Annotated in this window: 24 protein-coding genes; 4 read left to right on the top strand and 20 right to left on the bottom strand. The window is 63.6% G+C overall.

Features of this window, described 5'->3' with window-relative positions; translation table 11 throughout:
• Positions 1 to 56: 56 nt before the first annotated feature.
• The 3 genes from ACQCSX_RS02725 to ACQCSX_RS02715 are packed head-to-tail and all read right to left on the bottom strand — an operon-like array spanning position 57 to position 3020.
• Positions 57 to 1469: an amidase gene (locus ACQCSX_RS02725; RefSeq protein WP_427017548.1), complete on the bottom strand. Its 1413-nt coding sequence runs from the start codon at positions 1467 to 1469 to the stop codon at positions 57 to 59.
• Positions 1462 to 1650: a hypothetical protein gene (locus ACQCSX_RS02720; RefSeq protein ID WP_427017547.1), complete on the bottom strand. Its 189-nt coding sequence runs from the start codon at positions 1648 to 1650 to the stop codon at positions 1462 to 1464. Before ACQCSX_RS02720 ends, ACQCSX_RS02725 begins: the two co-directional genes overlap by 8 nt.
• Positions 1647 to 3020, bottom strand: a complete 1374-nt coding sequence (locus ACQCSX_RS02715; protein WP_427017546.1) for an amidohydrolase family protein — start codon at positions 3018 to 3020, stop codon at positions 1647 to 1649. Before ACQCSX_RS02715 ends, ACQCSX_RS02720 begins: the two co-directional genes overlap by 4 nt.
• 85 nt (positions 3021 to 3105) lie before the next feature.
• On the opposite strand from ACQCSX_RS02715, the gene ACQCSX_RS02710 reads away from it, so the two are divergent.
• Positions 3106 to 4008, top strand: coding sequence for a polysaccharide deacetylase family protein (locus ACQCSX_RS02710; protein WP_427017545.1), 903 nt, complete (start codon positions 3106 to 3108; stop codon positions 4006 to 4008).
• A gap of 162 nt (positions 4009 to 4170) precedes the next feature.
• Here ACQCSX_RS02710 and ACQCSX_RS02705 read toward each other — a convergent pair whose 3' ends face one another.
• From ACQCSX_RS02705 to ACQCSX_RS02635, 15 genes are all read right to left on the bottom strand, one after another.
• The gene (locus tag ACQCSX_RS02705; RefSeq protein WP_427017544.1) at positions 4171 to 4851 is read right to left on the bottom strand and encodes a maleate cis-trans isomerase family protein; all 681 of its coding nucleotides are present in this window, start codon (positions 4849 to 4851) and stop codon (positions 4171 to 4173) included.
• A gap of 41 nt (positions 4852 to 4892) precedes the next feature.
• The gene (locus ACQCSX_RS02700; protein WP_427017543.1) at positions 4893 to 5492 is read right to left on the bottom strand and encodes a helix-turn-helix domain-containing protein; all 600 of its coding nucleotides are present in this window, start codon (positions 5490 to 5492) and stop codon (positions 4893 to 4895) included.
• Positions 5493 to 5680: 188 nt separating this feature from the next.
• Entirely contained in the window at positions 5681 to 6424 is a 744-nt protein-coding gene (locus tag ACQCSX_RS02695; RefSeq protein ID WP_427017542.1) for an aldolase/citrate lyase family protein, read from the bottom strand.
• Positions 6425 to 6523: 99 nt separating this feature from the next.
• Positions 6524 to 6901: a cupin domain-containing protein gene (locus ACQCSX_RS02690; RefSeq protein WP_427018954.1), complete on the bottom strand. Its 378-nt coding sequence runs from the start codon at positions 6899 to 6901 to the stop codon at positions 6524 to 6526.
• Positions 6902 to 6954: 53 nt separating this feature from the next.
• Positions 6955 to 7803 carry a polysaccharide deacetylase family protein gene (locus tag ACQCSX_RS02685; RefSeq protein ID WP_427017541.1) on the bottom strand — a complete coding sequence of 283 codons (849 nt, stop codon included), beginning with the start codon at positions 7801 to 7803 and terminating at the stop codon, positions 6955 to 6957.
• 214 nt (positions 7804 to 8017) lie between these two features.
• On the bottom strand, positions 8018 to 8779 hold the full coding sequence (locus ACQCSX_RS02680) for an MBL fold metallo-hydrolase (RefSeq protein ID WP_427017540.1): 762 nt from the start codon (positions 8777 to 8779) through the stop codon (positions 8018 to 8020).
• Between the two features lie 47 nt (positions 8780 to 8826).
• The gene (locus ACQCSX_RS02675; protein WP_427017539.1) at positions 8827 to 9582 is read right to left on the bottom strand and encodes a hypothetical protein; all 756 of its coding nucleotides are present in this window, start codon (positions 9580 to 9582) and stop codon (positions 8827 to 8829) included.
• Between the two features lie 46 nt (positions 9583 to 9628).
• The gene (locus ACQCSX_RS02670; RefSeq protein WP_427017538.1) at positions 9629 to 10303 is read right to left on the bottom strand and encodes a cysteine hydrolase family protein; all 675 of its coding nucleotides are present in this window, start codon (positions 10301 to 10303) and stop codon (positions 9629 to 9631) included.
• Between the two features lie 75 nt (positions 10304 to 10378).
• Entirely contained in the window at positions 10379 to 11863 is a 1485-nt protein-coding gene (locus tag ACQCSX_RS02665) for an ABC transporter substrate-binding protein (protein WP_427017537.1), read from the bottom strand.
• A 195-nt stretch (positions 11864 to 12058) separates the two neighbouring features.
• Complete coding sequence (locus ACQCSX_RS02660; RefSeq protein ID WP_427017536.1) at positions 12059 to 12874, bottom strand: MBL fold metallo-hydrolase; 816 nt, start codon at positions 12872 to 12874, stop codon at positions 12059 to 12061.
• A 10-nt stretch (positions 12875 to 12884) separates the two neighbouring features.
• Positions 12885 to 13709, bottom strand: a complete 825-nt coding sequence (locus tag ACQCSX_RS02655) for a hypothetical protein (RefSeq protein WP_427017535.1) — start codon at positions 13707 to 13709, stop codon at positions 12885 to 12887.
• A 42-nt stretch (positions 13710 to 13751) separates the two neighbouring features.
• Positions 13752 to 14813 carry an ABC transporter permease gene (locus ACQCSX_RS02650; protein ID WP_427017534.1) on the bottom strand — a complete coding sequence of 354 codons (1062 nt, stop codon included), beginning with the start codon at positions 14811 to 14813 and terminating at the stop codon, positions 13752 to 13754.
• Positions 14810 to 15652, bottom strand: a complete 843-nt coding sequence (locus ACQCSX_RS02645; protein ID WP_427017533.1) for an ATP-binding cassette domain-containing protein — start codon at positions 15650 to 15652, stop codon at positions 14810 to 14812. Before ACQCSX_RS02645 ends, ACQCSX_RS02650 begins: the two co-directional genes overlap by 4 nt.
• A 2-nt stretch (positions 15653 to 15654) precedes the next feature.
• Positions 15655 to 16536 carry an ABC transporter ATP-binding protein gene (locus ACQCSX_RS02640; protein WP_427017532.1) on the bottom strand — a complete coding sequence of 294 codons (882 nt, stop codon included), beginning with the start codon at positions 16534 to 16536 and terminating at the stop codon, positions 15655 to 15657.
• Entirely contained in the window at positions 16533 to 17273 is a 741-nt protein-coding gene (locus ACQCSX_RS02635) for an ABC transporter permease (RefSeq protein ID WP_427017531.1), read from the bottom strand. The genes ACQCSX_RS02640 and ACQCSX_RS02635 overlap by 4 nt, the downstream gene beginning before the upstream one ends.
• A 578-nt stretch (positions 17274 to 17851) precedes the next feature.
• Between ACQCSX_RS02635 and ACQCSX_RS02630 the strand changes: the two genes are divergently transcribed.
• From ACQCSX_RS02630 to ACQCSX_RS02620, 3 genes are read left to right on the top strand one after another with little or no spacing between them, the layout of a single operon-like run.
• Positions 17852 to 18829, top strand: a complete 978-nt coding sequence (locus ACQCSX_RS02630; protein WP_427017530.1) for a branched-chain amino acid transaminase — start codon at positions 17852 to 17854, stop codon at positions 18827 to 18829.
• An 18-nt stretch (positions 18830 to 18847) separates the two neighbouring features.
• Entirely contained in the window at positions 18848 to 19771 is a 924-nt protein-coding gene (locus ACQCSX_RS02625; protein ID WP_427017529.1) for an acetamidase/formamidase family protein, read from the top strand.
• Entirely contained in the window at positions 19771 to 21195 is a 1425-nt protein-coding gene (locus ACQCSX_RS02620) for a dihydroorotase (protein WP_427017528.1), read from the top strand. Before ACQCSX_RS02625 ends, ACQCSX_RS02620 begins: the two co-directional genes overlap by 1 nt.
• A gap of 186 nt (positions 21196 to 21381) precedes the next feature.
• On the opposite strand, the gene ACQCSX_RS02615 is transcribed toward ACQCSX_RS02620, so the two are convergent.
• Complete coding sequence (locus tag ACQCSX_RS02615) at positions 21382 to 21651, bottom strand: hypothetical protein (protein ID WP_427017527.1); 270 nt, start codon at positions 21649 to 21651, stop codon at positions 21382 to 21384.
• 160 nt (positions 21652 to 21811) lie between these two features.
• Positions 21812 to 22351 carry an amidase family protein gene (locus ACQCSX_RS02610; protein ID WP_427018953.1) on the bottom strand — a complete coding sequence of 180 codons (540 nt, stop codon included), beginning with the start codon at positions 22349 to 22351 and terminating at the stop codon, positions 21812 to 21814.
• Positions 22352 to 22399: the final 48 nt, after the last annotated feature.

Below are 22399 nucleotides of genomic sequence, written 5' to 3'. Positions count from 1 at the left end.
CCGGCTACGCCAGCCGGTCCGGGCGCCTTGGAACACCCGTCCTCACCCAACGCCGCTTACAAAGCCTGGGTCCGTTTGAAGGCCATCGCCCGAACCGGCACATGTCCATGCCACGGGGTCGCACGTTCATAGGCGTGTGCGAGGCGCAGAAGTTTTGCATCCGAGAATTCCGGTCCCATGAAGTGGATGCCGACCGGCTGCCCCTCAACGAGCCCGCATGGAACGCTCAGCCCAGGCATTCCGGTGAGGTTGGCCGGCGAGAGCATCAGGAGCGCACTCGACAACGAGTTCTTCCCCGTGCGGCCTGTCAACTCGTGGGACATCTCAGCCGCAAAGGGGGCAATGGATGGGAGCGTTGGCGAGACTAGGGCCTGGACACCGGCGCTGGCCAACGCAGCCGCGATGGATGACCGGAGATAGGTCCGCACGTCGCGTGCCAACCGGACATCCTCGCTGGACACGAGGGCACCCGTCTCGATCATGACCCTGGTGCCTGGAAGATACCTCTCCGCCCTCCGGCCCAACCGCTCACGATGGTGGCCGGCCGCCTCGGACAGCGAGATCGCCAGGCTTGCGGGCAACGCCATCCCCAACTCGGGCAGTGGCAGCTCCACGACCTCAACCCCCAGGCCTTCCAGCACCGCGACGGCCCGCTCAAGAACGGCAGTGACCGCCGGTGCAACCCCCCATTCCAGCCAGGCCGCACGATCCACGGCCACCCTGGTTTCAGGGGCCACCGTCCCGGAACACAGCATGCCACCGTCCAAGGAATGCGCAGCCGCGGGGCTGAGCATTGCCTGGAGCATCGCCGCGCAATCGGCAACGCTTCGAGCGATGGGGCCGACATGGTCCAAGGTGTGGCTGATGTTGAGTACACCCGTGCCGTCGACCAGCCCGGCCGTCGGTTTGAGCCCGACGAGGCCATTGACGGCCGCCGGATTCCGCACCGAGCCACCGGTGTCCGTGCCCAGCGCACCGGGAACGCTTCCGACGGCGACGGCAACGCCCGACCCGACGCTGGAACCACCCGCGTACCGGTCCGCATCCCACGGATTCCTTGACGGCGGAGTCCCCTGCCCAAAGGCGAACTCGTGCGTCTCAGTCTTCCCCATCAGCACGGCTCCGCCGCGCCGGAGGTGGCCAACGACACCGGCATCCTCGGACGCCACATGGCCCCGGAGCGCCAGCGATCCTCCCTCGGTCGGCATCCCCCGCACATCGATGACGTCTTTGACCCCAAGGGGGATGCCGTGGAGCGGCCCGAGGAACTCCCCGCGGCGGGCGCCGTCGTCGGCGGCGCGCGCCGCTGCATAGGCGCCGTCCGCGTCAACGAATGCCCAGGCCCGGGCGCCTTCTTCCATCGCTTCCAGACGCTCCAGCACTGAATCCAGAAGCTCCACGGCAGAGAGTTCACGGCGGCGCAGCAGCGTGGCCGCGGCGGTGATGCCCAGCTCCCAAGCATCAGCCATCTGCGTTGCTCCCCTCGGCAGCATCGCCACGCAGGCGGTCGAATTCGCTCCTCAAGGCGTCCATTCCGTCGCAAAGGTCGCCAAAGGAGCGCTCGACGGCGGCCGCGTCCTCACGGAGAGCCGTTTCCCCCACCAGCCCGGCCAACAGGGCATGCTGGGCTGCGGTCAGCGGCCGGCTCACCGGCGCGCCTGTGACGTCAGGCGCCCGTTGCGCACCACGCACACCCCGCCGATGAACACGAATTTCACGTCCCTGAAATCTTCCGCATTGGCCACGACGAGGTCTCCATCCCTGCCCACCTCAAGCCGGCCGCCGTTGGGCGCGATGCCGGGAATCAACTCCGCCACCGCCGAGGTGGCCATGGCAACGGCGCCCGCCACCGTGCGGTAGCCGCGGTCTGCAACATCCTGGACGGCGGAAATCAGTTCATCGTGGTGGCCTTCGTGCCCATAGTCGGTGGCAAGAACCGAGACCAGGCCGGGATCTTCCAGAAGTGCGTCCCAATGTTCGCGGGTAGTCACGGTGCGCTTGCGGTGCAGGAGGTCGAAGACGGAGGCCTCCGCGGGCCAGCCGTGCTCCCTGCCGAGGGTGGCCAGGGCCACGGCTTCAGCCGGCGTGTGCGAGGGATGGTTGGCATGGGACGCTATAACGCGCACGGTGTCTCCGTGGGTTTCGTCCATAAGTTCCCGCATGACACGTGCCGTTGCCGCGGCACTGTGCACCATCGCCGGTACGCCGAAGCGCCGGGCGGCCCGCACACCCTCCCGGATGCCGTTGATCGCCGGCTCGAAGGACGGCATAACCGACGTCGCGATCACTGTGCGGAGTTCGGCCAGGCTGATATGTCCGGTGAGGCCCGCGGCTGCGGCCGAGCTGCCCAGCTCGGCCGTGTCACAGGCGTCCACGTCGATGAACCGGCCGAGAGCGGCCTCCTTCATTCGTCGCGCCTGGGCCGAGGACACGCGCACGCCCGTCCTCTTCTCGATGGCGTTGGGGATATACGTCAGATCCTGTCCCCCACCGCCCAGCGTCTGGCCGCCGCCAAGCTCTCCGATGGCCACCGCACCGTCCTCGAGCATCTTATCGACCGTCATCCGGCCGTGCTGCGCGGACAGCCCCCGGCCATCTGCCATGCGTGCCGCACGGTACGCGTCGGGCAGATGCGATGTGGCTCCGCGAACATGGACCGCATGGCGCTGGTCGGCCTCCCGCACCTCATCCATGGTGCAAAACCCGCAGAGGTTGAGCACTGTCGTGGTGCCCGCGAGGAGATGCCGATCCAGGTTGCCCATCCATTGCTCGTCGGGCAACGCCGGTGCGCCACTGGGCAGCAGGGCACCCGGTGCCACGCCGTGGGCATGGCTGTTGATGAGGCCGGGCATCACCACACACCCGCTCGCGTCGATGGCCTCGCCCTGGAAGGCCTGCCCGCTGTCCCAGCGTCCCAAAACATCACCAACGCGGCCATTGCGCAGGACAACCGCGCCTGATTCGAGGACGGTACTGCCTGTGCCCGGCACTACCGTGCCGCCGTGAATCAGCGTGGACATTTGTCTCCCTATCGATTAGGTTCATCATATCGAAGCGTCTTCACTATAACCATATATTCGGTCCAAACCGCAAGGAGAACCTGCCATGCCAAGCGTCCCCACTACGCGCGACTTCGTTGGCTACGGCGAGCATCCCCCGAAATTCCTCTGGCCCTCGGATGCCCGCGTCGCGGTGTCCCTGGTGGTCAACGTTGAAGAGGGAGCCGAACGCAGCGTGGCCCGCGGCGACGCCGCCGATGATCTCGGCGCCCATTGGATCGGGCATGCGGCGCACCCGAGCGCTCGCAACCTCACCCTGGAGTCGGCCTTTGAATACGGCTCGCGGGCGGGAATCTGGCGCCTGCTGCGCATCTTGCGCCGCCACGGCGCCAAGGCAACCGCCTTCTGCTGCGCCGTCGCACTGGAGCAGAACCCGCATGTCGCGGCGGCACTGGTCAGGGATGGCCACGAAATTGCCGACCATGGCCACCAATGGGACACCCATGCGGGGCTCGATCCCGAGGCCGAGCGGGCGTTGATCGAGGCGTCCCGGGATTCGATCGCCGCGAGTACAGGGGTGGCGCCGACTAGCTGGTATTCCCGGGACGGACTCAACCTGGGCACCCGCGCGGCTCTCGCTGCCACAGGGTTCGGCTACGAGTCCAACAGCTTCAATGACGACCTGCCCCACCTGGGGAACGGGCATGATGGCAGCGCGCTGCCGGTGCTCCCCTACGCGGGCGATACCAACGATTCGGGCCTGTTCAAGCAGTTCCCCACGGCCACCGCGTTCGCCAACCAGCTGTGCGGCACCCTGGACATGATGCTCACCGACAGCCGTTCCGGACCGTCCGTGATGAGCGTCGGGCTCCACCCGCGGCTCATTGGCCGTCCGGCATATGCGCTCGCCCTTGACCGGTTCTTGTCCCACGCAGCCGGCAACCCGGCCTGGATTGCCACGCGGGCCGAGATCATCCATGCCTGGCGGCTGAACACGGCCCAGAGGTGAACGCGGTCCGCATGGCCGCGGCCGATTCCTAGGAGCGTGGGTCAGTAGTCGATTTTGCCGATTTTTTGTGTTGAGAACCCACAAGAAATGCGGCTTATTTGGCGCAAAATGGCCTCAGGTTTGGAGCATTCATCAACGAGTCTCCATTACTGACCCACGCTCCTAGGCCGCGGCCATGAGCATGCCCCACCCGGCAATCGGGCGGGCAGCTCCGGCTATCCGAAGCAGGTGCCAGAGCGTTGCGGTGGCGCTGTCTACAACGGGTACACCAAACTCCTCCTCCAATTCGGCCACCAGATAGGCCGAGCGGAGGTTTGTGCCAATGCACACGACGGCGTCGGCGCCGGCACCGAAGGCGGGCCGCATCAATGCATCGATGGCCTGGCGGTCCATCCGCGAAATCTCCGGATTGGACATCGGCGCCGTGGGGACCGCGGACCGCACGACGTCAATCCCGTGGGCGGCATACTCGCGTGCGATGCCGACCATGATCGATGCCGGGCCGGGAAAGACCACAGCGATTCGGCCGAGACGGAGCGCTTCCAGACCTGCCACAAGGGCCAGTGACGCCGTGGTCGCCGGTGCCCCCGTTGCGGCGGTCAGGGATCCGCACAGGGCCCTGTCGCCGGCAAGCCCGGTCCAGGAACCCGAGGTGCCGTGGAAGGCGATGGCATCCAGCTCGGCGTCGCCGAGCAGCCTGGGGGCATCGCCGAGCACACCCGCGTCAATCGAGTCATCGAGCGCTGCCGGCAGCCGGAAGCGGCTGTAATGGACACCCACCGCCGGCTCGCCGGCAAGAATGGCCGCGGTCAATGACTCCGCATTGGAGTTCGACGACGGCACGAGCATCCCCAGACGGGACGTTGGGCCCGGCCAGGCCCCGGTCAATGGGACCGGCCCAGCGATGGCGGCGTCGAGATCGCGATCATCACTGCGGCCGTGCCGGTTTGGTTGCTCCACCAATGCGGACGTGTGGCTTCATAGGTCAGGCTGTCGCCCACTTCCAGGGTGAACTCCTGCCCGCCGACGGTTGCCACAAGGGATCCGGACTGAAGCACCACGCATTCCTCACCCTCGTGGGAATGCGGAACATCGGCTCCATCGAAATGTGCCGGAATGGTCATGCTGACAACACCGAGCTTGCGGTCGGCGTCGGGCACGATCAGTTCCATGGTGATGCCCTGCGACGGGATTTCAATCCGGCGGCGGTCTGCGCGCCGCACGAGCATTTGGTTCTGCGTCCCGCTGGGGTCTGCGAACATGCTCGCCAACGGAACGCCAAGTGAATTGGTCAGGCGCAGAAGCGTCGCGAACGACGGGTTGCCGATGCCGCGCTCGATCTGGCTGATCAGGCCCGCACTGACACCGGCCCGTTCCGCCAGTTCTTCCACGGTGAACCGGCCGGACCGGTGCTCCTTGAGCATTGCGCCCAGATGCGTTATCCACTGGTCGCGCTGCAGGATGTCGCCATCATCGGCTTTCACAGCTTCCATGTTTCCCAAGACAGTTCCTCACTATTGCCGCATTCTGTCGTCAGTATATCGAAGATCCATCAATGAACCGAAGATACCTGGCAGGTTTTTCGGCTTTCCCGCGTTGAGAACCCTTGCATCGTCACAGCATGCCAGCAACGGTGGCAGATCTGAAGGACCCTGCCACCGTTGCCGGGCAATCATGCCGCATCCACGCGGAGGCCCAGGTGGGAGGTGGCCAATTGTGCAATCATCGAGGCGACCTCCCGTTCCCAATAGACAGCGGCACGGTCGGCACCTCGCGCGTGCACAGCGGATGTGCTCGCGAGATTGGACGCGGGCAGGCCTGCGCTGTGGCCGGCACTGGCGATCGTGTCGACCACGCGCTGGACAGCAGCATCAAGAGCGTCCGCTCCGGTCCTGCCGTGGACCCGCAGGTCATCCGCAAGGTCGGTGGGGCCAACCCAGCCACCTTCGAAGAACTCGGACGCGACAAAGTCCGCCACGTTGTCGAGCGCTTCCACTGTCTCAAAGAGCACCGACAGGCGCGGCCGGCGCGAGTAGTCCGCGCCAAAGGCGGATGCGAACGATACCTGCCTCGGACGCGAGCCCCCCGGACCAAATGTGGTGGCACGGCGGGCCCGTTCGAGTTCCCCCGGGTGCCGCACCCTGGGAAGGACAAGCTCGTCGACGCCCGTGTTGGCAAACGCCACCAAGGTCATCTCGGCCAGGTCAGGCACTCGGACGGCGACCTGGACCCGTGTTCCCGCCAGCCTCTGGGCGGCGTCGGCACACTGTTGCAGCGTCAGGGTTGTCTGTTCCGCATCAAGAACCACGAAGTCGATGTTCCAGTGGGAAACCAGTGACAACAAGGTGGGAGTTGGGTCGGCCGTGATGAGCCCAACCTGCCGGCTGCCGGCCGGGGCACTTACCGGATCGGGCACGAAAACCTCCTTGGACCGCATGACTGCACGTGGATGGTGGCCCGCCATGCCAGGCGCCGGGCCATTCTGGTGGTTGCGGAACGGATAGCCATGGAGCCCTCACTCGTCCGCGATGAATTGCCAGTCGGCGGGTTTGCTGACACCGACAACCAGGTTGACATCCTCATCGCCGTCATTGGTGATGCCGTGGGTTGTGCCCCTGGGTATGTAAATGCCATCTCCCGGCCGGGCCCGGTATTCGGCGTCGCCCAAGTGAACCAGCGGCGCCCCGGAGATAACGACGTAGAACTCGGATGCGTCGGGATGGTGGTGGCAAAGATGGTGTTGCCCAGGCAGGATCCTGCCCCAGCTCACGCACAAATCGTCCGATCCGCTCAGGTCGCCGGAGATGAGGGTCGATACGAGTCCCTGGTCGCGCTGTCCGCGCAATCCAATCTTGGCCAGCTCGGCAAATCCCTGCTCGTGGACGTTGTGCACCAAGCGCGCAAGGTCCGTCCCCGCCGGCACCGTCCGTCCGGTCGCCGGCGTTGTCATGCGATGCCCTCGTAGGCTGCCTCGAGCCGTCCCGCCACCGGCGGATTGTCCAGCCACCAGCGCGCGATGTCCGAACGGGTCGCGAACCAAACGCCGTCCTGGGCCAGCGCGTATTCGAGGAACCGGCGGACGCCCAACGCGACGCTGGGACGGCCACCGATGCGCAGATGGACGCCGACTGACATCATCTTGGGCACCGTCCGCCCCTCAATGAGGAGGCAATCGAGACTGTCCTTCAACACGTTGAAGAACTCTTCCCCCGTCCCGAGACTGCCGGGGCCCCAGAACCGGGCGTCGTTAGTGTCGCCGGAATATGGAATCACCAGATGGTCCGAACCTCCGGCCGGAACGAAATAGGGCAGGTCATCGGCATACGAGTTCGAATCGTAGAGAAACCCCTCGGCCGAGAGGATTGCCCGCGTGTTGTCCGTGATGCCTTCACGGACATACCAGCCCACAGGCCGAACGCCCGACGTCGCCTCGATCGCATCCACGCACGAACGGATCTCGGCGACTTCCTCGGCCGGCGTCATGCCCACGGTTCCCCGCCACTTGTAGCCGTGGGCGCAGATTTCGTGTCCATCGCGGACGATCGCCCGTGCTGCCGCCGGGTTCCGCTCCAGCGCAACACCGCAGGCCATGAAGGTTGCGGGCACGTTGTACTCACGGAGCATCCCCAGGTATCGCCAGATGCCGACCCTGCTCCCGTACTCAAAGAACGATTCCTTCATCAGGTTTCGACGATTCGGATCGGATGACCAGCCACCAAATATCGTGACGTCCTCGTCCTTGTCATCGCCGGCCTCGATTGAACTCTCCGCCCCCTCTTCGTAGTTGATGACCATTGAGACGGCCACCTTGGCGCCGCCGGGCCAAGTGACAATCGGAGGGTTCTCCCCGTATCCAATGAGGTCTCGCATTGACCTACTCCTTGCCGTTCATCGAAATCAATCGAAGCATCGCATTGCACGAGCCCCTGGTTATCCAGCTTTGGTCCTACGAACCCTGGCTTGCTGGCAAGCCAATTCCATGAACTTCACTATATTGAATATACATTCACTACGCAACAAGAGGCCCGGTAAAGACCTTCCTGTGCGCCTCCAACGAGGTCCTGAGCATTCCGCCCACATCGTCAATGACATTGCCGTGGGCGGGACCAATCAGGCGGGTGGGAAGCTCGTCCAAGACAGCCTCGATCGCCGCAAACGACGAGCTGACATCGACAAATTTTGTCCAATAGAGAGCCCTACCCGTCCCGTACGCCGCCTGGTCCACCGTTGGCGGTGCCGGCATTTCACCGGACGACAACCGGCATTGGCCGGGTAGGTGGACAGGTTCGTCGTCGCTGTCCGGCGCGGGGACATCGTGGATGTAGGAGAAACCATCGGAGACGAACATCATTCCGGCACCACTGTCGTGGCCCCACAGCGTGTTTTCGAGGTCCCGAATGAACGCGGGAAGAAACCGGAACAGCCGGTCGCCGAGGTCGATGCTGCTTCCCGCGGGCTGTGCCCGGAACCGCCCGGCATATTCCGGGAAGTGCAGCTGGTAGTCACGCACGTCGCCTACGACCTGTGCTCCCGGATGCTTGGCGAGAAGGGCTGGCAGGTTTCCTGCGTGCGGGATCTCCGGGTGGGTGGGAAACACATAGTCCAGGGGGCGATCCCCGAGAACGGCATCCAGCTGGGCGAGAATGATCGCCAGGTGTGCTGGATCTCCCGTGTCAACGAGCAGGGACCGCTCCGACCCGACAACCAGATACGACGAGACGTGGTAGTGGACTTCCTGGCCCTCGGCGTTTGCCGAAAGGCAGCCGCCCAACCAATATGCTCCGTCCGCGACTCTTCTGGCCGCGGGTTCCCGGGCACTCACTGGAGCCCCATTTCCGAGATGGCCATCGCCAATCCTTCTGCTTGATCGAGACTCTTGCCCGCTCCGATAATCGGGGCCCCGTAGCCCGGTCCAATGGCGCGCACCCGGCGTTCTCCGAAAATGTCCAGGATGTTCCGTGCAATGGGACCGGTGTCGGCCCTGGTGAACCAGCGGAATTTTTGCAGCCCGTCATGCGGATCGAATCCCTCTGCGGATCCGTGCGTGAACGCGTCAGAGGTCAGCAAGGCGCCGGACTCCGGATCGAACACCCACAAGGTCGGGAGAAGCCGAAGGAGCGGAGACACGAACTCGAGGACTACGCCGTCGACAACCTCCACCTGCATCGACGTTCCCGGATCCACGGTGATCCGCCGGGGTGCCGCCGTCGACCGTGGCACGGTGATTCCACCCGTGTACCACACGGCGTCGACCCTGAAACGGGCCTCAATCGCGGGAATGTTCAGGCAGCATTCCATCTCGGTTCTGGTCAAGACGATGGACAGCGGTTCACCGGGCACCATCAGCTGCCCAAGCTGCGCCAGGATGTCCGCCTCGTGAAGCCGGACCCCGGTGTCGACAAGCACGGACCCCGTGGCTCCCTTGATCAGGTAGCAATTCACCGCCTGGCGCCGTTGCACACCAGGCGGGCACCAGCTCACCCGGTCATCGAGGTCAATGTCTCCGCCAAGCCGGTAGACCCGGCCATCGACCAGAGCACGGCCGACCGCCGGCTGGATGGTGTCCTCCTGCATACGTTGTCGCACCATGTGCGGCCGCCCCTCTCCATATTCCGATGTTTCAGGCGGCATCCGCGGTCTCCCACACCGCGATCGCTTCCTCCAGAGTGCACACGTCGTGCCGCGCCCGCATGACCGTGAGCGACGCGTCGTGGACCACTGTGTCGTAGGCGCCGACGGCGTCCTCAAGCAAGACGGCATAGAAATCGTTGTGCACCGCATCGCGCAACGTCGCCTCGACGCAGCCGCCGGTTGAGACGCCGACAAGGGCCACCGACTCAATCCCCTGGCTGCGAAGCAGCAACGCCAGCTCGGTGGCAACAAACGCACTGGGGCGCCGTTTGGTGATGACAGCCTCCCCGTCCAGCGGCATGCATGGCTCGCAAAAGTTGGTGGCCGGATCGCCCTTGGTGCTCAGCCGGCCCAGATCAATGGGCCGACCATTGGCGGCCGTGTACAGGGCACGCAGCCACGCCGGCGGTGAACTTAGGCCGTCCGGGAGATTCTCAACCCGAATGTGGAAGACCGGCACGCCATTCGCACGGGCGGCAGTGATCGCCCGCCCGCAACGCTCGACCACGGCGGGCATCATGCTCAGGTCATGTCCGGAATCGCCAATGGCACCCCCGTGGGAAACCGCCCCGACCTGCATGTCGATCACGACCAGGGCCGTGGTTGCCGGATCAAGCAGTTCAGTCAAGGTGTCACGGACGGGCTTTCCGCAAATTTCAATCATGGTGTCCTTCTTTCATCAAGCTGCTGGCCGGCGGCAACTGCCGGCGGCCAGCAGCAATGGCCGAACTGGATTTGGCTATTTGCCCAAACCGGCGAAGTAGACCTGGCCGTTGGTGAGCGGCACGACCCCGCTGAGGCCGTCCTGCTTGGCGACCAGGTTCCTGACCTGGACGAGGGAGAGAATGGCTGCCCCCTGGTCCGCCAGCCCCGCCATCTTGTTCAGCAGGGCCGTCCTTTCGTCAGCATTGGTGCGCGGAGTGGCGGCCAACTGGGTGCGGGCTGCGTCGAAGTCGGGATTGGACCAACCGGTGCTGTTGCTCGGGGCCCCGGTTCCATAGAACGCGTAGGTGTAAAAGGCCGGGTCGGCAATGACGATCGGCTCCGAGTACAACACCGCCTGGAAGCGGCCGCCAATCAGCGCCGAGGAAAAGTCCGTCGGGCTGGCCACGTTCATCAGTTCAACCTTGATGCCGATCTTGCCCAGCATGGATTGGATGAGGACTGCCGACTGTTTGGCCACCGGACCCGGACGGCTGACGCTGTAGCTCAGCGTGAGCGGGAATCCATCGGGGTACTGGGTCTGTGCCAGAAGCTTCTTCGCGGCTTCCGGGTCAAACCTGTAGGTGGGCGACGCCGTGGCATTGGGGAAGGTTGCGACGGCGGGGTCGGCAAAGCCTGCATAGGCGCCCTTGGCCAGAGCGCCGCGGTCGATGGCCATCGAAATTGCCTGGCGCACCTTCTCATCGGCCAGCGGGCCCGTCTTGGTATTGAACATCATCGTGTCCCGGGTCTGGCTGGTGCACTTGAGAACGTTGACTCCACTGGCACTGGCGAGGGATCCATACTGTTCGTATTCGAACGCGTTGGCGACCTGCGCCTCTCCTGTCTCCACCAACTGGCTGCGTGTTGAGGTGTTCGGGACGGCTTTGACAACAACGCGCTTCACAGCGCCGCGGGCCCCTTCCCAGGCCGGATCGGCTGTCAATGTCAACGACGTGCCCGGCGTAAATTCCTCGAGCTTCCACCCGCTGTAGTCGGCCAGGTTCTTGGAGAGCCAATTGTTGGCAATGGGGTCATCCGTCGTGGCGTGGAGCTTCGCTTCCTTGCTGTCGTAGATGGCGAACAGATTGTTCTGCAGCGACTCAACGGTGAACGATGTCATGGTGGTGGTATTGAGCTGCACCGTGTGGTCATCAATGACCGTGGCGACATTGTCCACGTTGAATCCACTGCTCTTGAGCGTGCCCTTCATCACGGGCTGGCGCACCATGCCGGTTTCCAGGCTCCACTTCACATCCTCGGCCGAAAGTGTATTGCCGAACTGGCTGGTGAGCTTTCGGAGCTTGACGATGACGCCGGTGCCATCCGCATTGGGTGTGGCGCTCTCGGCCAGGCGGCCGGTGACGTCGGTGGACGGTGCCGCACAGGACTCGTCGTCCGTTGCGCCCGCCTTGTACTGGAGCAGCTGGGAACCGAGGCCACTGAGGACCACATGGGATGCGCTGCCACCCCAAGGAGAGGCGGTGAGGCTGTCGGGCAGTGCACCGACAGCGACGACCACCGACTCAGGCTGCTTGGCAGCCTGAGTCAACGGCGCCGCGGACGGCGACCCCGCTCCACAGCCGGCGAGCGATACAACAACAGCGGCTGACATACAGCCGGCGAGCCAACGCGAATGCTTCATATGCCTGGTTCCAAATTCTCTAAGGAGGGAGAGGGATGTGCTGTGAGTGGTGCACTGCAGACGGGGTATCCGTCAGTAGCGGTAGGCGTGCTTGTGGCCCGTTCGGATGATGGGTTCAACAGCCGGAATGTTCGTGATCACGTTTCCGTGCGTCGGGGCAACGACCGTGACCCCGAGATCATCAATCAGGGCTCCCACCCGGTCGTAGACCTGGTCGGCATCGTCGGCGAACCGGGCCCAATACAGGGCGCTGCCCGTGAAGAAGGCCGCGTTTTCCACGGCGATGGGTGCCGAAAGCTCGTCGGTCGTCAGCCCACATTCACCCGGAAGGTGCACCGGGTCTTCGTCGTCGAGCTCGGGACGGTGCATGTAGCAAAAGCCGTCAGCGGTGAAGAGCACCCCGGCGCTCGGCACAAAACCCCATTGGGTGTTTGGCAGATCGCGGATCATCGCTTCGACGACCACGAATTCATATCCACCGCCGAGATCGATCCGGTCGCCCGGAACCCGTGCATGGAGGTTCGGCACGATTTGCGGATAAAACAGGTGGTAGTCCCGAATGTCGCCGACAATCTTGATGTCGGGATACTTTTCAACCAGGCGCGGAAGGTTGCCGGTGTGCGGCAGTTCCGGGTGCGTGGGGAAAACGTAGGTCAACGGCTGGTCCCCGAGCAGGCCATCAAGGGTTTCCGAAATGATGTTCCAGCTGGACGGGTTGCCTGTGTCAATCAGGATCGAGGCGTCACCACCTTGTGCGAGGTACGTCGAGGTGTGGCCGTGGATGACGCGGTCCTGGAGATGGAACGGCAGGCACGAACTCATCCACGTGACGCCGTCGGCAATTGCGCGCGGAAGGTCGCGGCTCATAGTTTCAACTAGTTCTTCCATGGCAATGCTCCTAAGCCTGTTGCTGTGCGAGTGCGGAAAGCATGTAATCCAGGTGCCGGCGCACAACCGCACGCCCCTGGATGACGCAGCCGCGGGACGGCGCGATGGTTTCGGGGGCGAGCGTCTCGAACTTGTCCGCAAGCCATTCCCGAAGGGGCTCAGTGGTGGCGCGAGGGATCCACTCGTACTTTGCGTAGAGGTGCTGTGCAACCTGTTCGGCCGTGGTGGTGTCTGTGGCAAGGGAGTCGATCACGCGGGGGCCGTCAGGATTGTCCATGGTGCCGTGGGTGAAGGTGTCGGAGGTGAAGATCGTTCCGGTGCTAGCATCCCATCCCCAAAAGGTTGGCAGGAGCCGCAGCAACGGCGACTCGACGGTCAGCAGGCGCCCCGGCGCCACTTCAATCTCGGGAGTGCGTGACATCGAGTCCCCGCCCTCGCCCTTCTGGTCGATCTGGTGGCGGCGGCCGCGCAGGGCCAGCCGGCTGAGATCGTCAAAGGCATCGAAGGGGTTGATGGCACCGCCGGTGAAGAGGCGTTCGATGTCGAACTTCCCCGCAATCGGCTCCAGATTCGACACGCAGTCCATTTCGCTCCGCGTGAAGAACATGGAGAGCCGGCCGTCCTCCTCAAGGAGTTCGACGAGATCATCCATGATCTCCTGGCTGTGGACCGCGAGGCCCGAATCGACAAGAAGCCTTTCCGAGCCCTCAAGCAGTAGGTAGCAATTCGACGGCTGGTAGCCGATTGCTCCGGCGGGCACCCAGCTCACCCGGCCGTCGAGGGCATAGGTTCCGCCCAGTGCAACAACTTTGTCTTCATACAATGTAGTGAACATATCTTCAATCTATTGAAGTCGGTGGGCGGCTGTCAATAGCCGTCAGGAAGGAATTAGGGCTGTTTTCCGCGCGGTCTGCCGGCGCACCTTGGACACGGCATTCTGGCGTGTGCGCGGGTCGAGAAGGGTCATGAGCGCATCCAGGAGCACATAGCCGAACAGGCTTGCGGCGCCCATGATGAGAACGAATCCCTGGATGACGGGCACGTCGCCTTTGAGTACGCCGTCGAGCGCCCAGCTGCCAATTCCCGGCCAGGAAAAGACGCTCTCGATGATCGCTGCTCCACTCAATGACGCGGCGAAAAGCAGCACCAGATAGGTCATCATGGAGCCGCGGATATCGCTGAGCGCATAGCGGAACACCTGCCCGGGCCGCAGGCCGCAGGCTCTGGCAAACTCGATCTGTGGCGACTGGAGCACCTGCACCAAACCGGAGCGCACCGTCTTGCCGAAGGGCGCCGCGAAGAACAGGCCCATGGTGACTATGGGGAGAACGGCGCGGTTGAGGATTGAGAAGACAGTCCCCCACTGGCCGGCAAGCACCGCGTCCAGGGGAATCGATCCGGTCACCGATGGCGGTGCAATCTGGGTGCTGGAGAGCATGCCCAGAGGTGCTGGCGCAATGCGCAACTGCTGATAGAAAACGAACAGCAACAGCAGGGCCAGGACAAATTCAGGCATGGCCATGAGGATGGAAATCCAGAAGGTAAATGACTTGTCGGCAAAGCGCCCATACCTGTACGCGGCAAATGTCCCGCCGGCCATTCCAATGAGGAGCGCCAGGGCCAGTCCAGGGACCAAATAGATCAGCGTATTGGGAAGGCGGGAGAGGATCTCGCCCGACACCGAACTTCCGGTAAAGAACGAGTTGCCAAGGTCACCGCCCAACGTTCTGGCCATGTAGTTGAGATAGCGTTCCCCGAATGGGAGGTCCAGCCCCAATTGCGCGTGGATCCGCGCGATGTCTTCAGGCGTTGCATATTCACCCAGCAGGGCAACAGCCGGATCGCCGGGCAGCAGGGAGACCAACCCGAAACTGAGGGAGATGAGACCCAGCAACAGCAGGACTGCGATGCCAAGCCTGGAACTGATGTAGCGAATCATGAATTCTGCCCCTGGGTCTCAAGGACGGCGTGAAGGCCTTCCGGTGGAATGTTGTCGCCAACGACGGCGGCATAGGGCACCACCGGCAGGGCCGCCGAAATGAGCGCCCTCGTATAGGGATGCTGGGGGGAGGTCAAGACATCACGTGTCGGACCCACCTCGACGAACCGGCCGCGATGCATGACCGCCACGCGGGAGCAGAAGTGGCGCACCGTTTCGATGTCATGCGAGATAAAGACATACGTCAGCTCCCTCGACTCCCGCAGATTTGCCAACATGCGCAAGATTGATGCCCTAATCGTCAGGTCCAGGGATGAGGTTGGTTCATCCAGCACCACCAGGCTGGGGTTTGTCACGAGGGCGCGGGCAATCCCCACGCGCTGTTGCTGGCCACCGCTCAGATTCGCCGGGCGGCGGCCCAGGAAGTCCGCCGAAAGGCCGACCTCTTCCAGCGTCTTGGCCACGAGGGCAAGACGCTCGGCCCGGCTCCCGGCCCTGGCCACAATGAGCGGTTCCTCGACGATCTGGCGCACTGTCAGCCGGGGGTTGAGGGACGCGAACGGTTCCTGGAAGACGATCTGCCAATGGCGGCGCTGCTTGCGCAGCTGCCCCGGACTAAGTGCCAGCACATCCTGGCCCTCGATGATGATGGACCCGGAGTCCGGCTCATGCAATCTCAGGATCAGGCGGCCGAGCGTTGATTTTCCGGAACCGCTCTCGCCGATGATGCCAATGGTTTCGCCGGCGTCAACCGCCAGGCTGATGCCATCGACAGCACGCATCAGTCCATGCGGAGTGTCGAATGTCTTGATGAGATCGACAAGTTCGAGGATCGGCATTCTCAAAACCTCCGGGCTTCAGTTAATTGGGCAGACGGTAGGCCAGGTGCCGAACTGCCGGATGCACTTGTGCCGGGACGCACATTCGAGGCCTCGTTCTTCGGCCGGATCACGGAATTGAGGAGTGAAATTGTGTAGGGGTGTTGCGGGCGGACGAAGACGTCACTGACGTCGCCCTGTTCGACGATGTTTCCGCGAAACATGACGATCACCCGGTCGCAGTATTTCGCGACGACGCCAAGGTCATGGGTCACGATGAGCATCGATCGGCCACTTTCAACGGTGAGCCGGCGAAGGGTGTCAAGCACCTGGCGCTGGACGGTCAGGTCCAGCGCCGTCGTCGGTTCGTCGGCTATCACCAGCTGGGGATTAAGGTAGAGGGCCATGGCGATGACCACTCGTTGCGCCATGCCGCCGCTGAGTTCATGCGCGTAGCCGCGCATCACCCGCTCGGGATCGTTGACGCCGGTCGAATCCAGGAGCTGCAGGGCACGGTCACGAGTCGAAGCGTCCGGCTTTTCCCCGTGCGCCTTGGCAATATTGGCGAACTGCTTTTCGATGCGCGTCACAGGGTTTAGCGCACTGAACGGATTCTGGGCAATGAATCCGATGTCCTTGCCTCGGATGCGGCGGATCTCCCGTTCGGCCAAATCCAGCAGGCTGTGGCCGGCGAACGTCGCCGTCCCTGCCGTGACCCGGCCCGGCGGCATCAGGAGCTTGGTGATGGATCGCACGACAGTCGATTTGCCCGAACCCGACTCGCCAACTATTCCCACGGCTTCGTTGTCCCGTACGTCGAATGAAATGCCGTCCAGGGCGCGGACCACTCCCCCGGAGGTGTTGAACTCGGTCACGAGTTCCCTGACTTGCAGTGATCTATTCATCGGGCCCGCTCCACTCGTTCAATCTTGTTCTCAATGGCACCAGCAATGATGTTGAGCGATCCGATGACCACCAGGATGGTCAGGGCGGGAAAGGCCGCGGCCCACCACTGGCCCCGGATAAGCATGCTGAATCCGTCCTCGATCATCGCGCCCCACGTTGGCTGGGGCGGCCTGACGCCGACGCCCAGAAAGTTCAAGGCGGCGATCGTGCTCAAGGCACCGGCCGTAGTCAGCGTCGCCTGCACCAGGACGACACCGTAGGCGTTTCTGAAGATATGGTTGAAGGCCACCCGGGCCGGTGAACAGCCAATGGCAACCGCCGCCTCGACATAACGGGAAGACCGCAAGGAGATGGCAGCCGCCCGGGACAGGCGAACAAACCGGGGGGCGCCAACCAACGCAATGGCGATAATGACGTTTGTTGCGCCCCCTCCCATGAGCTGGATCGATACAACGGCGAGCACGATGATGGGCAGTGCGGCAAAAGCGTCGATGACCCTCATGATCGCCTCACCAGCCCTGCCGGTTGTGGCGAAGAGCCCCAGGGGAACGCCGATAGCCAGCGCGATGGCCGTCGCCGCCAAGGAAATGGGCAGGTCCAGCCGCGCCGCTTCAATCGTCCTCGAAAACACATCCATGCCATTGTTGTCGGTGCCAAACCAGTGGACGGCGCCCGGTGCCAGAGCAATGGAATTTACATCCGGTTGGAGGGGGTTGTGCGGGAAGGGCAGAAGCATTGCGGCAAGCGGGAGGCCGGCAACGATGGTGGCGGCAAGGGCAGTGAGCACCAGCGCAGACCGCTGGCGTGCTCGGGCCACTCCACGCCTGGCCGTGCCCGGCTCGATGGCACCCAGGGCCGTGCGAGGAGTCCGGGGCTTGGTTGTTGTCCAGTTGCTCATGTGGCGCTACCGTTCCGGTGGGCCGGTGGAGTCCACGGCGCATCATCACTGAATTTGCTGGTAGTCCGGTGTGTCTGTCGCATGTAGGCTCCCAGTAGTCGACATCTATGTCGTGAATCACATATCGAAGTATCATCACTTTATTGAAGTGGCTTCGCCAGTGTCAATGGTTGGCACCCGACGCCGCATGGCACTCCACGACGGCGCGCAATGCCGCTCCCCCGCCGTCCGGCCACTCGGAGTGCCCAGGCCCAGCCCTCCGCCACTCCGAGTGGCAGCCGAAGCGTTGACAGACCATCCAACATTCTTCATTATGGTGACATAGCCAGCAGTAAAGTGAAGATCGAGGTCTTCTTGGCACTCTGCCAGGCACTGCAATCACCACCGGCGAACGAGCGACGACCTGGGAGACAGCAATGACTAATCTGCAAGAATCCACCACAGTGAAGGACCGCGGGAACACCACGGCCGAGCCAAGCGTCCGCTACCTCCTGCGGGATGGCGAACTGGTGGAGTATGCCGATGCCCGCCTGCATGTGCTGAGCACATCCTTGAAGTATGGCGTCGGTGTATTCGAAGGATTCCGGGCCTATTGGAGCGAGGACGACGGCCAGCTGTACGCCTTCCGGGTGGGCGACCACATGCGCCGGCTGGTTGACTCAATGCGCGTCGTCGAAATCGATGGACCACGCGACATCGACGTCCTGTCGGAACAATTGTTGGGTCTCGTACGGGCCAACAACCTGCGCGGGAACCTTCACATGCGTGTCCAGGTGTTCGTCGATTCCAGTGACGGAAAGCCGGAGGACACCGGTCCCGTGAGCGTGTTCATGGCGGCCATCCCCATGGGCAACTACTTCGGCGCCACGGGCCTGCATGTCCAGATCAGCAGTTGGGCAAGACTGTCCGACCGGTCGATGCCGCCACGCGTAAAGTCGATCGCCAACTACCAGAACGGCCGCCTTGCCGTGTTGGAGGCTCGGCGCAATGGATACGACGCCGCTCTTCTGCTCACCGAGGCCGGACACGTTGCCGAAGGAGCCGGCTACAACGTCTTCATGCTCCGCCAGGGACGGCTGTGCACGCCGCCGGCAACCGACAGCATCCTGGAGGGAATCACCCGGGACAGCGTCATCCACCTGGCACGCACTGTTCTTGGCATTGACGTCGATATCCGTCCGATCGACCGCACGGAACTTTACTCGGCCGATGAAGTCTTCGTGTGCGGCAGCGCTGCGGAAGTCAACCACGTTGCCTCGGTTGACCGCGCGCCGATAGGCGACGGCGGCGCCGGCGAAATCACCCGCCAGCTGCAATACCTGTACCAGCAGGCCGTGATCGGCCGGGCCGCACAGGACCAGCAATGGGCCCTTCCCATCTACCCCACCGCCTAGCCGACCCCAAGGAGCACCATGTACAAGATGCCCCATATTGGCTTCGAAGCGGCCTCCGGAGCATTCGACCCGAACGCCGAACCGGTGATGGCAGTGGCCCAAGGCGAGCGATTCTCGCTTGGCGCAAGGAGCCTGCTGACCGGTGGCCTGTTCGAGCGGACGGGTGAGTACGAGAAACTCTCGATCCCGGTCACGGGACCTGTCGCAATCCGCGGCGCCAAACGAGGGGATGCGCTGCGCATCGACGTCCATGAAATCCGGATCGCCGACCGGGGCGCCATGGTTACCCTCCCGGGACGGGGAGGCTTCACCGGTGGGTTGGGACGCGCTGGCCGCGTCGTCACCATCGTCGACGGCAATGTCCAGTTCGACAAGGACATCCGCATTCCCATCCGGCCGATGATCGGCAAGATCGGTGTCGCCCCGGCCGGCGAAAGCCCCAATTCGAGCACTGTTGGTGCCCACGGCGGGAACATGGACTGCAAGGATGTCACGGCCGGATCGGCGCTCATCCTGCCCGTCCATGCAGAACGGGCCCTGCTGTATGCCGGCGACCTGCATGCGGTCCAAGGCGACGGCGAGTGCTCATTGACCGCCGTCGAGGTTGAGGGCAGTGTTGTGCTCTCCTGCCGGGTCCTCCCCGGAGTCGCGCTGAAGCGCCCAGTGGTGTTGTCCGGCGGTTCCGTGATCACGATCGGCGACGGCGACGATCTGGACGAGGCAGCTCGGCTGGCCCTGGACGACATGCTCGAGCTGCTTCAACGCGACCGGCAATGGACACGGGAGAAAACGGCAATGCTGATGAGCGCAGCCGCCGACGTCTCCGTTTCCCAACTTGTGAACGCCCGCGCCTCGGTGAAGGTCTCCCTCGCCGCCCGCTACTTCAACTCCCCTCCGTTCTCCATCGATTCCGCAAACACCCTGAAAGGCGAGGCCCACTGATGCTTGACCTCCTTCTGACCAACGGTCTGGTCGTAACCCCCTCCGGCGCCAAGACCCTGGACATCGGCATTGCCAAGGGAAAGGTTGTCTCGCTCCGCGAGACGGGCCACGGCGTTCCAGACCAGGCCGTTCGCCAGATCGACTTGCGTGGCCAGTTGGTGGTTCCCGGCGGGGTGGACCCCCACGTGCACACCAACTCGGTGCTGCCGACGGCGGCCGAAAGCGGAATCATGTGCTTTGGTCCGGACCGGGTCAGCGAAGGCGCCATCTATGGCGGAACCACCACTCTGGTGGACTTCGCCCATTGGCAGCCCGGTGACGACCTGTCCGATTCATTTGCCCGGAAGTCGGCGGAGTGGGCGGGGTCAACCTACACCGACTATGCCCTGCACGGCACGTTCAAGGAGCCGGAAATTCCGTTCGAAGTGCTCGAGCAGATTCCCGATGCGGTAGCGGCCGGCCACGGCAGCTACAAGGTGTGGATGACCAACACCACCCCGACACGTCCCAAGCAAAAGACGGACCTCGGCAACATGTGGGGGCTCATGCAACAGACTGCCCAGGCCGGCGCAATGCTTGCAGTCCACGCGGAGGACGACGACATCGTCATGTATGCCTACAAGAGGCTCCAGCACGAAGGCAAAATCGGGCTCGAATACATGCACCACGCCCACAACAACCTCTCCGAGAAGTTGTCGTTCCAGCGGGTGATCACGCTCGCCGAACACGTGGGCGCCCCCATCTACCTCATGCATGTGAGCGCGCGTGAAGGTGTCGATGCCATCCGCGAGGCTCGAGGCCGGGGCCAGGCGGTCTACGGTGAGATCCTGCCGCACTACGCATACTTCACCGCCGAGGACTACAAACAGAAGAACGGCGCCATTTACCACACCTATCCCTCACTCAAGTCGGAAACCGACCGCGATTCCATGTGGGAGTCGCTGCTCGATGGTTCCCTGAGCACGCTGGCTACCGACGGCGTCTGCACCGACCTTGAGGTCAAGACCCGTGGCAAGACCATTCTTGATACCACTGGCGGCCATGCCGGCGTCGAGATGCGCATGGCCGTTGCCTACACCGAAGGGGTGGCGAAGCGAGGCCTGGAACTCACCCGGTTTGTCGACATCACCTCGGCCAATGCTGCAAAGATCCTCGGACTCTACCCACAGAAGGGCGTCATCGCCGTCGGCAGCGATGCCGATCTGGCTGTCCTCGACACCACCGTGAAGCGCACGATCCATGCTTCGGACCTGCACGAGGCCGACTACACGCCCTGGGACGGTTACCAGGTGGCAGCCTGGCCGAGCATGACTGTGCTGCGTGGGCAAGTCATGGTGGAGGACGGCGAATTGAAAGCGGGCCCGGGGGGCACGTTGCTCAAGCAGCGCGTTTCCAGCGACGTTCGCAACCGGCCGGCATGCTGACAATCGTGTGCCACTCAACAGGATCCGGCCCGAACCTCATCGCGGGGGAAGGCTAAACCGTCCAACAGAGCAGGAACTGCACACCAACAGAAACACCCCGGTCCGGAGACCGGGGTGTTTCTGTTGGTGTGCGAAACACTGAACCGCGTTTTGCACCAGCGGCCCGCCCGGTGGGTCTGGAGGTTCCTACTCCTTGGCCATCCCGGGATGGACCGGCACGAATTCGATGGCGTTCCTTTGGTGGCCGGTTTTCACTGGATTACGGGTGTAGCCCTTGGCGTCCAGGTGGTTCCGCTCACGGTACACGGCCAGGGCCGCGTCATAGATCTCATTCATTCGATGGCCCAGGAGCACTTCCTGCGACCCATCCGTGAAAGTGATCGAAATCGGCGTGTTGGCCGGAAAATGCCTGCTCATGCGGATATTGCCGTCGGCATCCTGCTGGAGATTAATCATGGGGTTCCGCCTTCGTGATCGGGAACCTCCAGTCTTCCTTAACTTCTCCCGTTCCATATGCCCGGCACCGCGGATGGGAACCACCAGAGGGCGGGATGCTTCGGGTCCATGGGTGGCTCATCGGCGGTTCGATCTGAAAATGCCCACCGAAGATCCGTGGTTATCCGGTGAGCTGGTCCACAGCCGCTTTCAACCCTCCGATCGTCCGGGTCATGACAGCCAGATCGGCATCCGTAGCGTGCAGGCCCAACCGTGAAAGGTTGTCCCTGGTGCTACCGAAGGGAGCTTCGAGTGCGGATTCCGCATCCGGCTCCCCGTCCAGGTCGGGTACGGGGGCCGGTCTCGCCTCGGGGTCGACGAGAGGCTTGAGCAGGTGCCAGTCCGTGGCCTGCTGGAATACGTCCGCCAATTCCAGCAGGCGGCCATCGGCGTTCGGGCGTCCAACCAGCTGCAGGGACAGAGGCATTGCGTTGCCATCAAAGCCCATGGGCAGCGCCACAGCCGGGAACCCCGTGGCGTTCCAGACACCCGTGAGGTTCAGCTGCTCCGCCGGCATGCCGCCTCCGCTCTGGTAGGCCGCCGCTCCGCAGGGCCAGGTAGGCGTGGCCAGGGCGTCCAGCCCCGACATCCGCGCCAGCATGGACCGGGCGGCCTTTGCCCCCGATTTCAGGGCTGCTTCATAGGCTCCGTCGGGAAGCAGGGCGCCCAGTCCCCCGAGCCGGCGGAAGGAGCTGCCATAGTCGTTCCA

The sequence above is a fragment of the Pseudarthrobacter sp. P1 genome (genome assembly GCF_050156935.1).
Classification (GTDB): domain Bacteria; phylum Actinomycetota; class Actinomycetes; order Actinomycetales; family Micrococcaceae; genus Specibacter.
This window is presented reverse-complemented; position numbering and strand designations above follow the sequence as displayed.

Coding starts and splice junctions, on each gene's coding strand:
- ACQCSX_RS02725 (WP_427017548.1), bottom strand. CDS start 1,469: ATGGCTGATGCTTGGGAGCTGGGCATCACCGCCGCGGCCACGCTGCTG.
- ACQCSX_RS02675 (WP_427017539.1), bottom strand. CDS start 9,582: ATGCAGGAGGACACCATCCAGCCGGCGGTCGGCCGTGCTCTGGTCGAT.
- ACQCSX_RS02625 (WP_427017529.1), top strand. CDS start 18,848: ATGTACAAGATGCCCCATATTGGCTTCGAAGCGGCCTCCGGAGCATTC.
- ACQCSX_RS02635 (WP_427017531.1), bottom strand. CDS start 17,273: ATGCTTCTGCCCTTCCCGCACAACCCCCTCCAACCGGATGTAAATTCC.
- ACQCSX_RS02655 (WP_427017535.1), bottom strand. CDS start 13,709: ATGTTCACTACATTGTATGAAGACAAAGTTGTTGCACTGGGCGGAACC.
- ACQCSX_RS02640 (WP_427017532.1), bottom strand. CDS start 16,536: ATGAATAGATCACTGCAAGTCAGGGAACTCGTGACCGAGTTCAACACC.
- ACQCSX_RS02650 (WP_427017534.1), bottom strand. CDS start 14,813: ATGATTCGCTACATCAGTTCCAGGCTTGGCATCGCAGTCCTGCTGTTG.
- ACQCSX_RS02670 (WP_427017538.1), bottom strand. CDS start 10,303: ATGATTGAAATTTGCGGAAAGCCCGTCCGTGACACCTTGACTGAACTG.
- ACQCSX_RS02685 (WP_427017541.1), bottom strand. CDS start 7,803: ATGGTCATCAACTACGAAGAGGGGGCGGAGAGTTCAATCGAGGCCGGC.
- ACQCSX_RS02715 (WP_427017546.1), bottom strand. CDS start 3,020: ATGTCCACGCTGATTCACGGCGGCACGGTAGTGCCGGGCACAGGCAGT.
- ACQCSX_RS02620 (WP_427017528.1), top strand. CDS start 19,771: ATGCTTGACCTCCTTCTGACCAACGGTCTGGTCGTAACCCCCTCCGGC.
- ACQCSX_RS02710 (WP_427017545.1), top strand. CDS start 3,106: ATGCCAAGCGTCCCCACTACGCGCGACTTCGTTGGCTACGGCGAGCAT.
- ACQCSX_RS02660 (WP_427017536.1), bottom strand. CDS start 12,874: ATGGAAGAACTAGTTGAAACTATGAGCCGCGACCTTCCGCGCGCAATT.
- ACQCSX_RS02630 (WP_427017530.1), top strand. CDS start 17,852: ATGACTAATCTGCAAGAATCCACCACAGTGAAGGACCGCGGGAACACC.
- ACQCSX_RS02645 (WP_427017533.1), bottom strand. CDS start 15,652: ATGCCGATCCTCGAACTTGTCGATCTCATCAAGACATTCGACACTCCG.
- ACQCSX_RS02615 (WP_427017527.1), bottom strand. CDS start 21,651: ATGATTAATCTCCAGCAGGATGCCGACGGCAATATCCGCATGAGCAGG.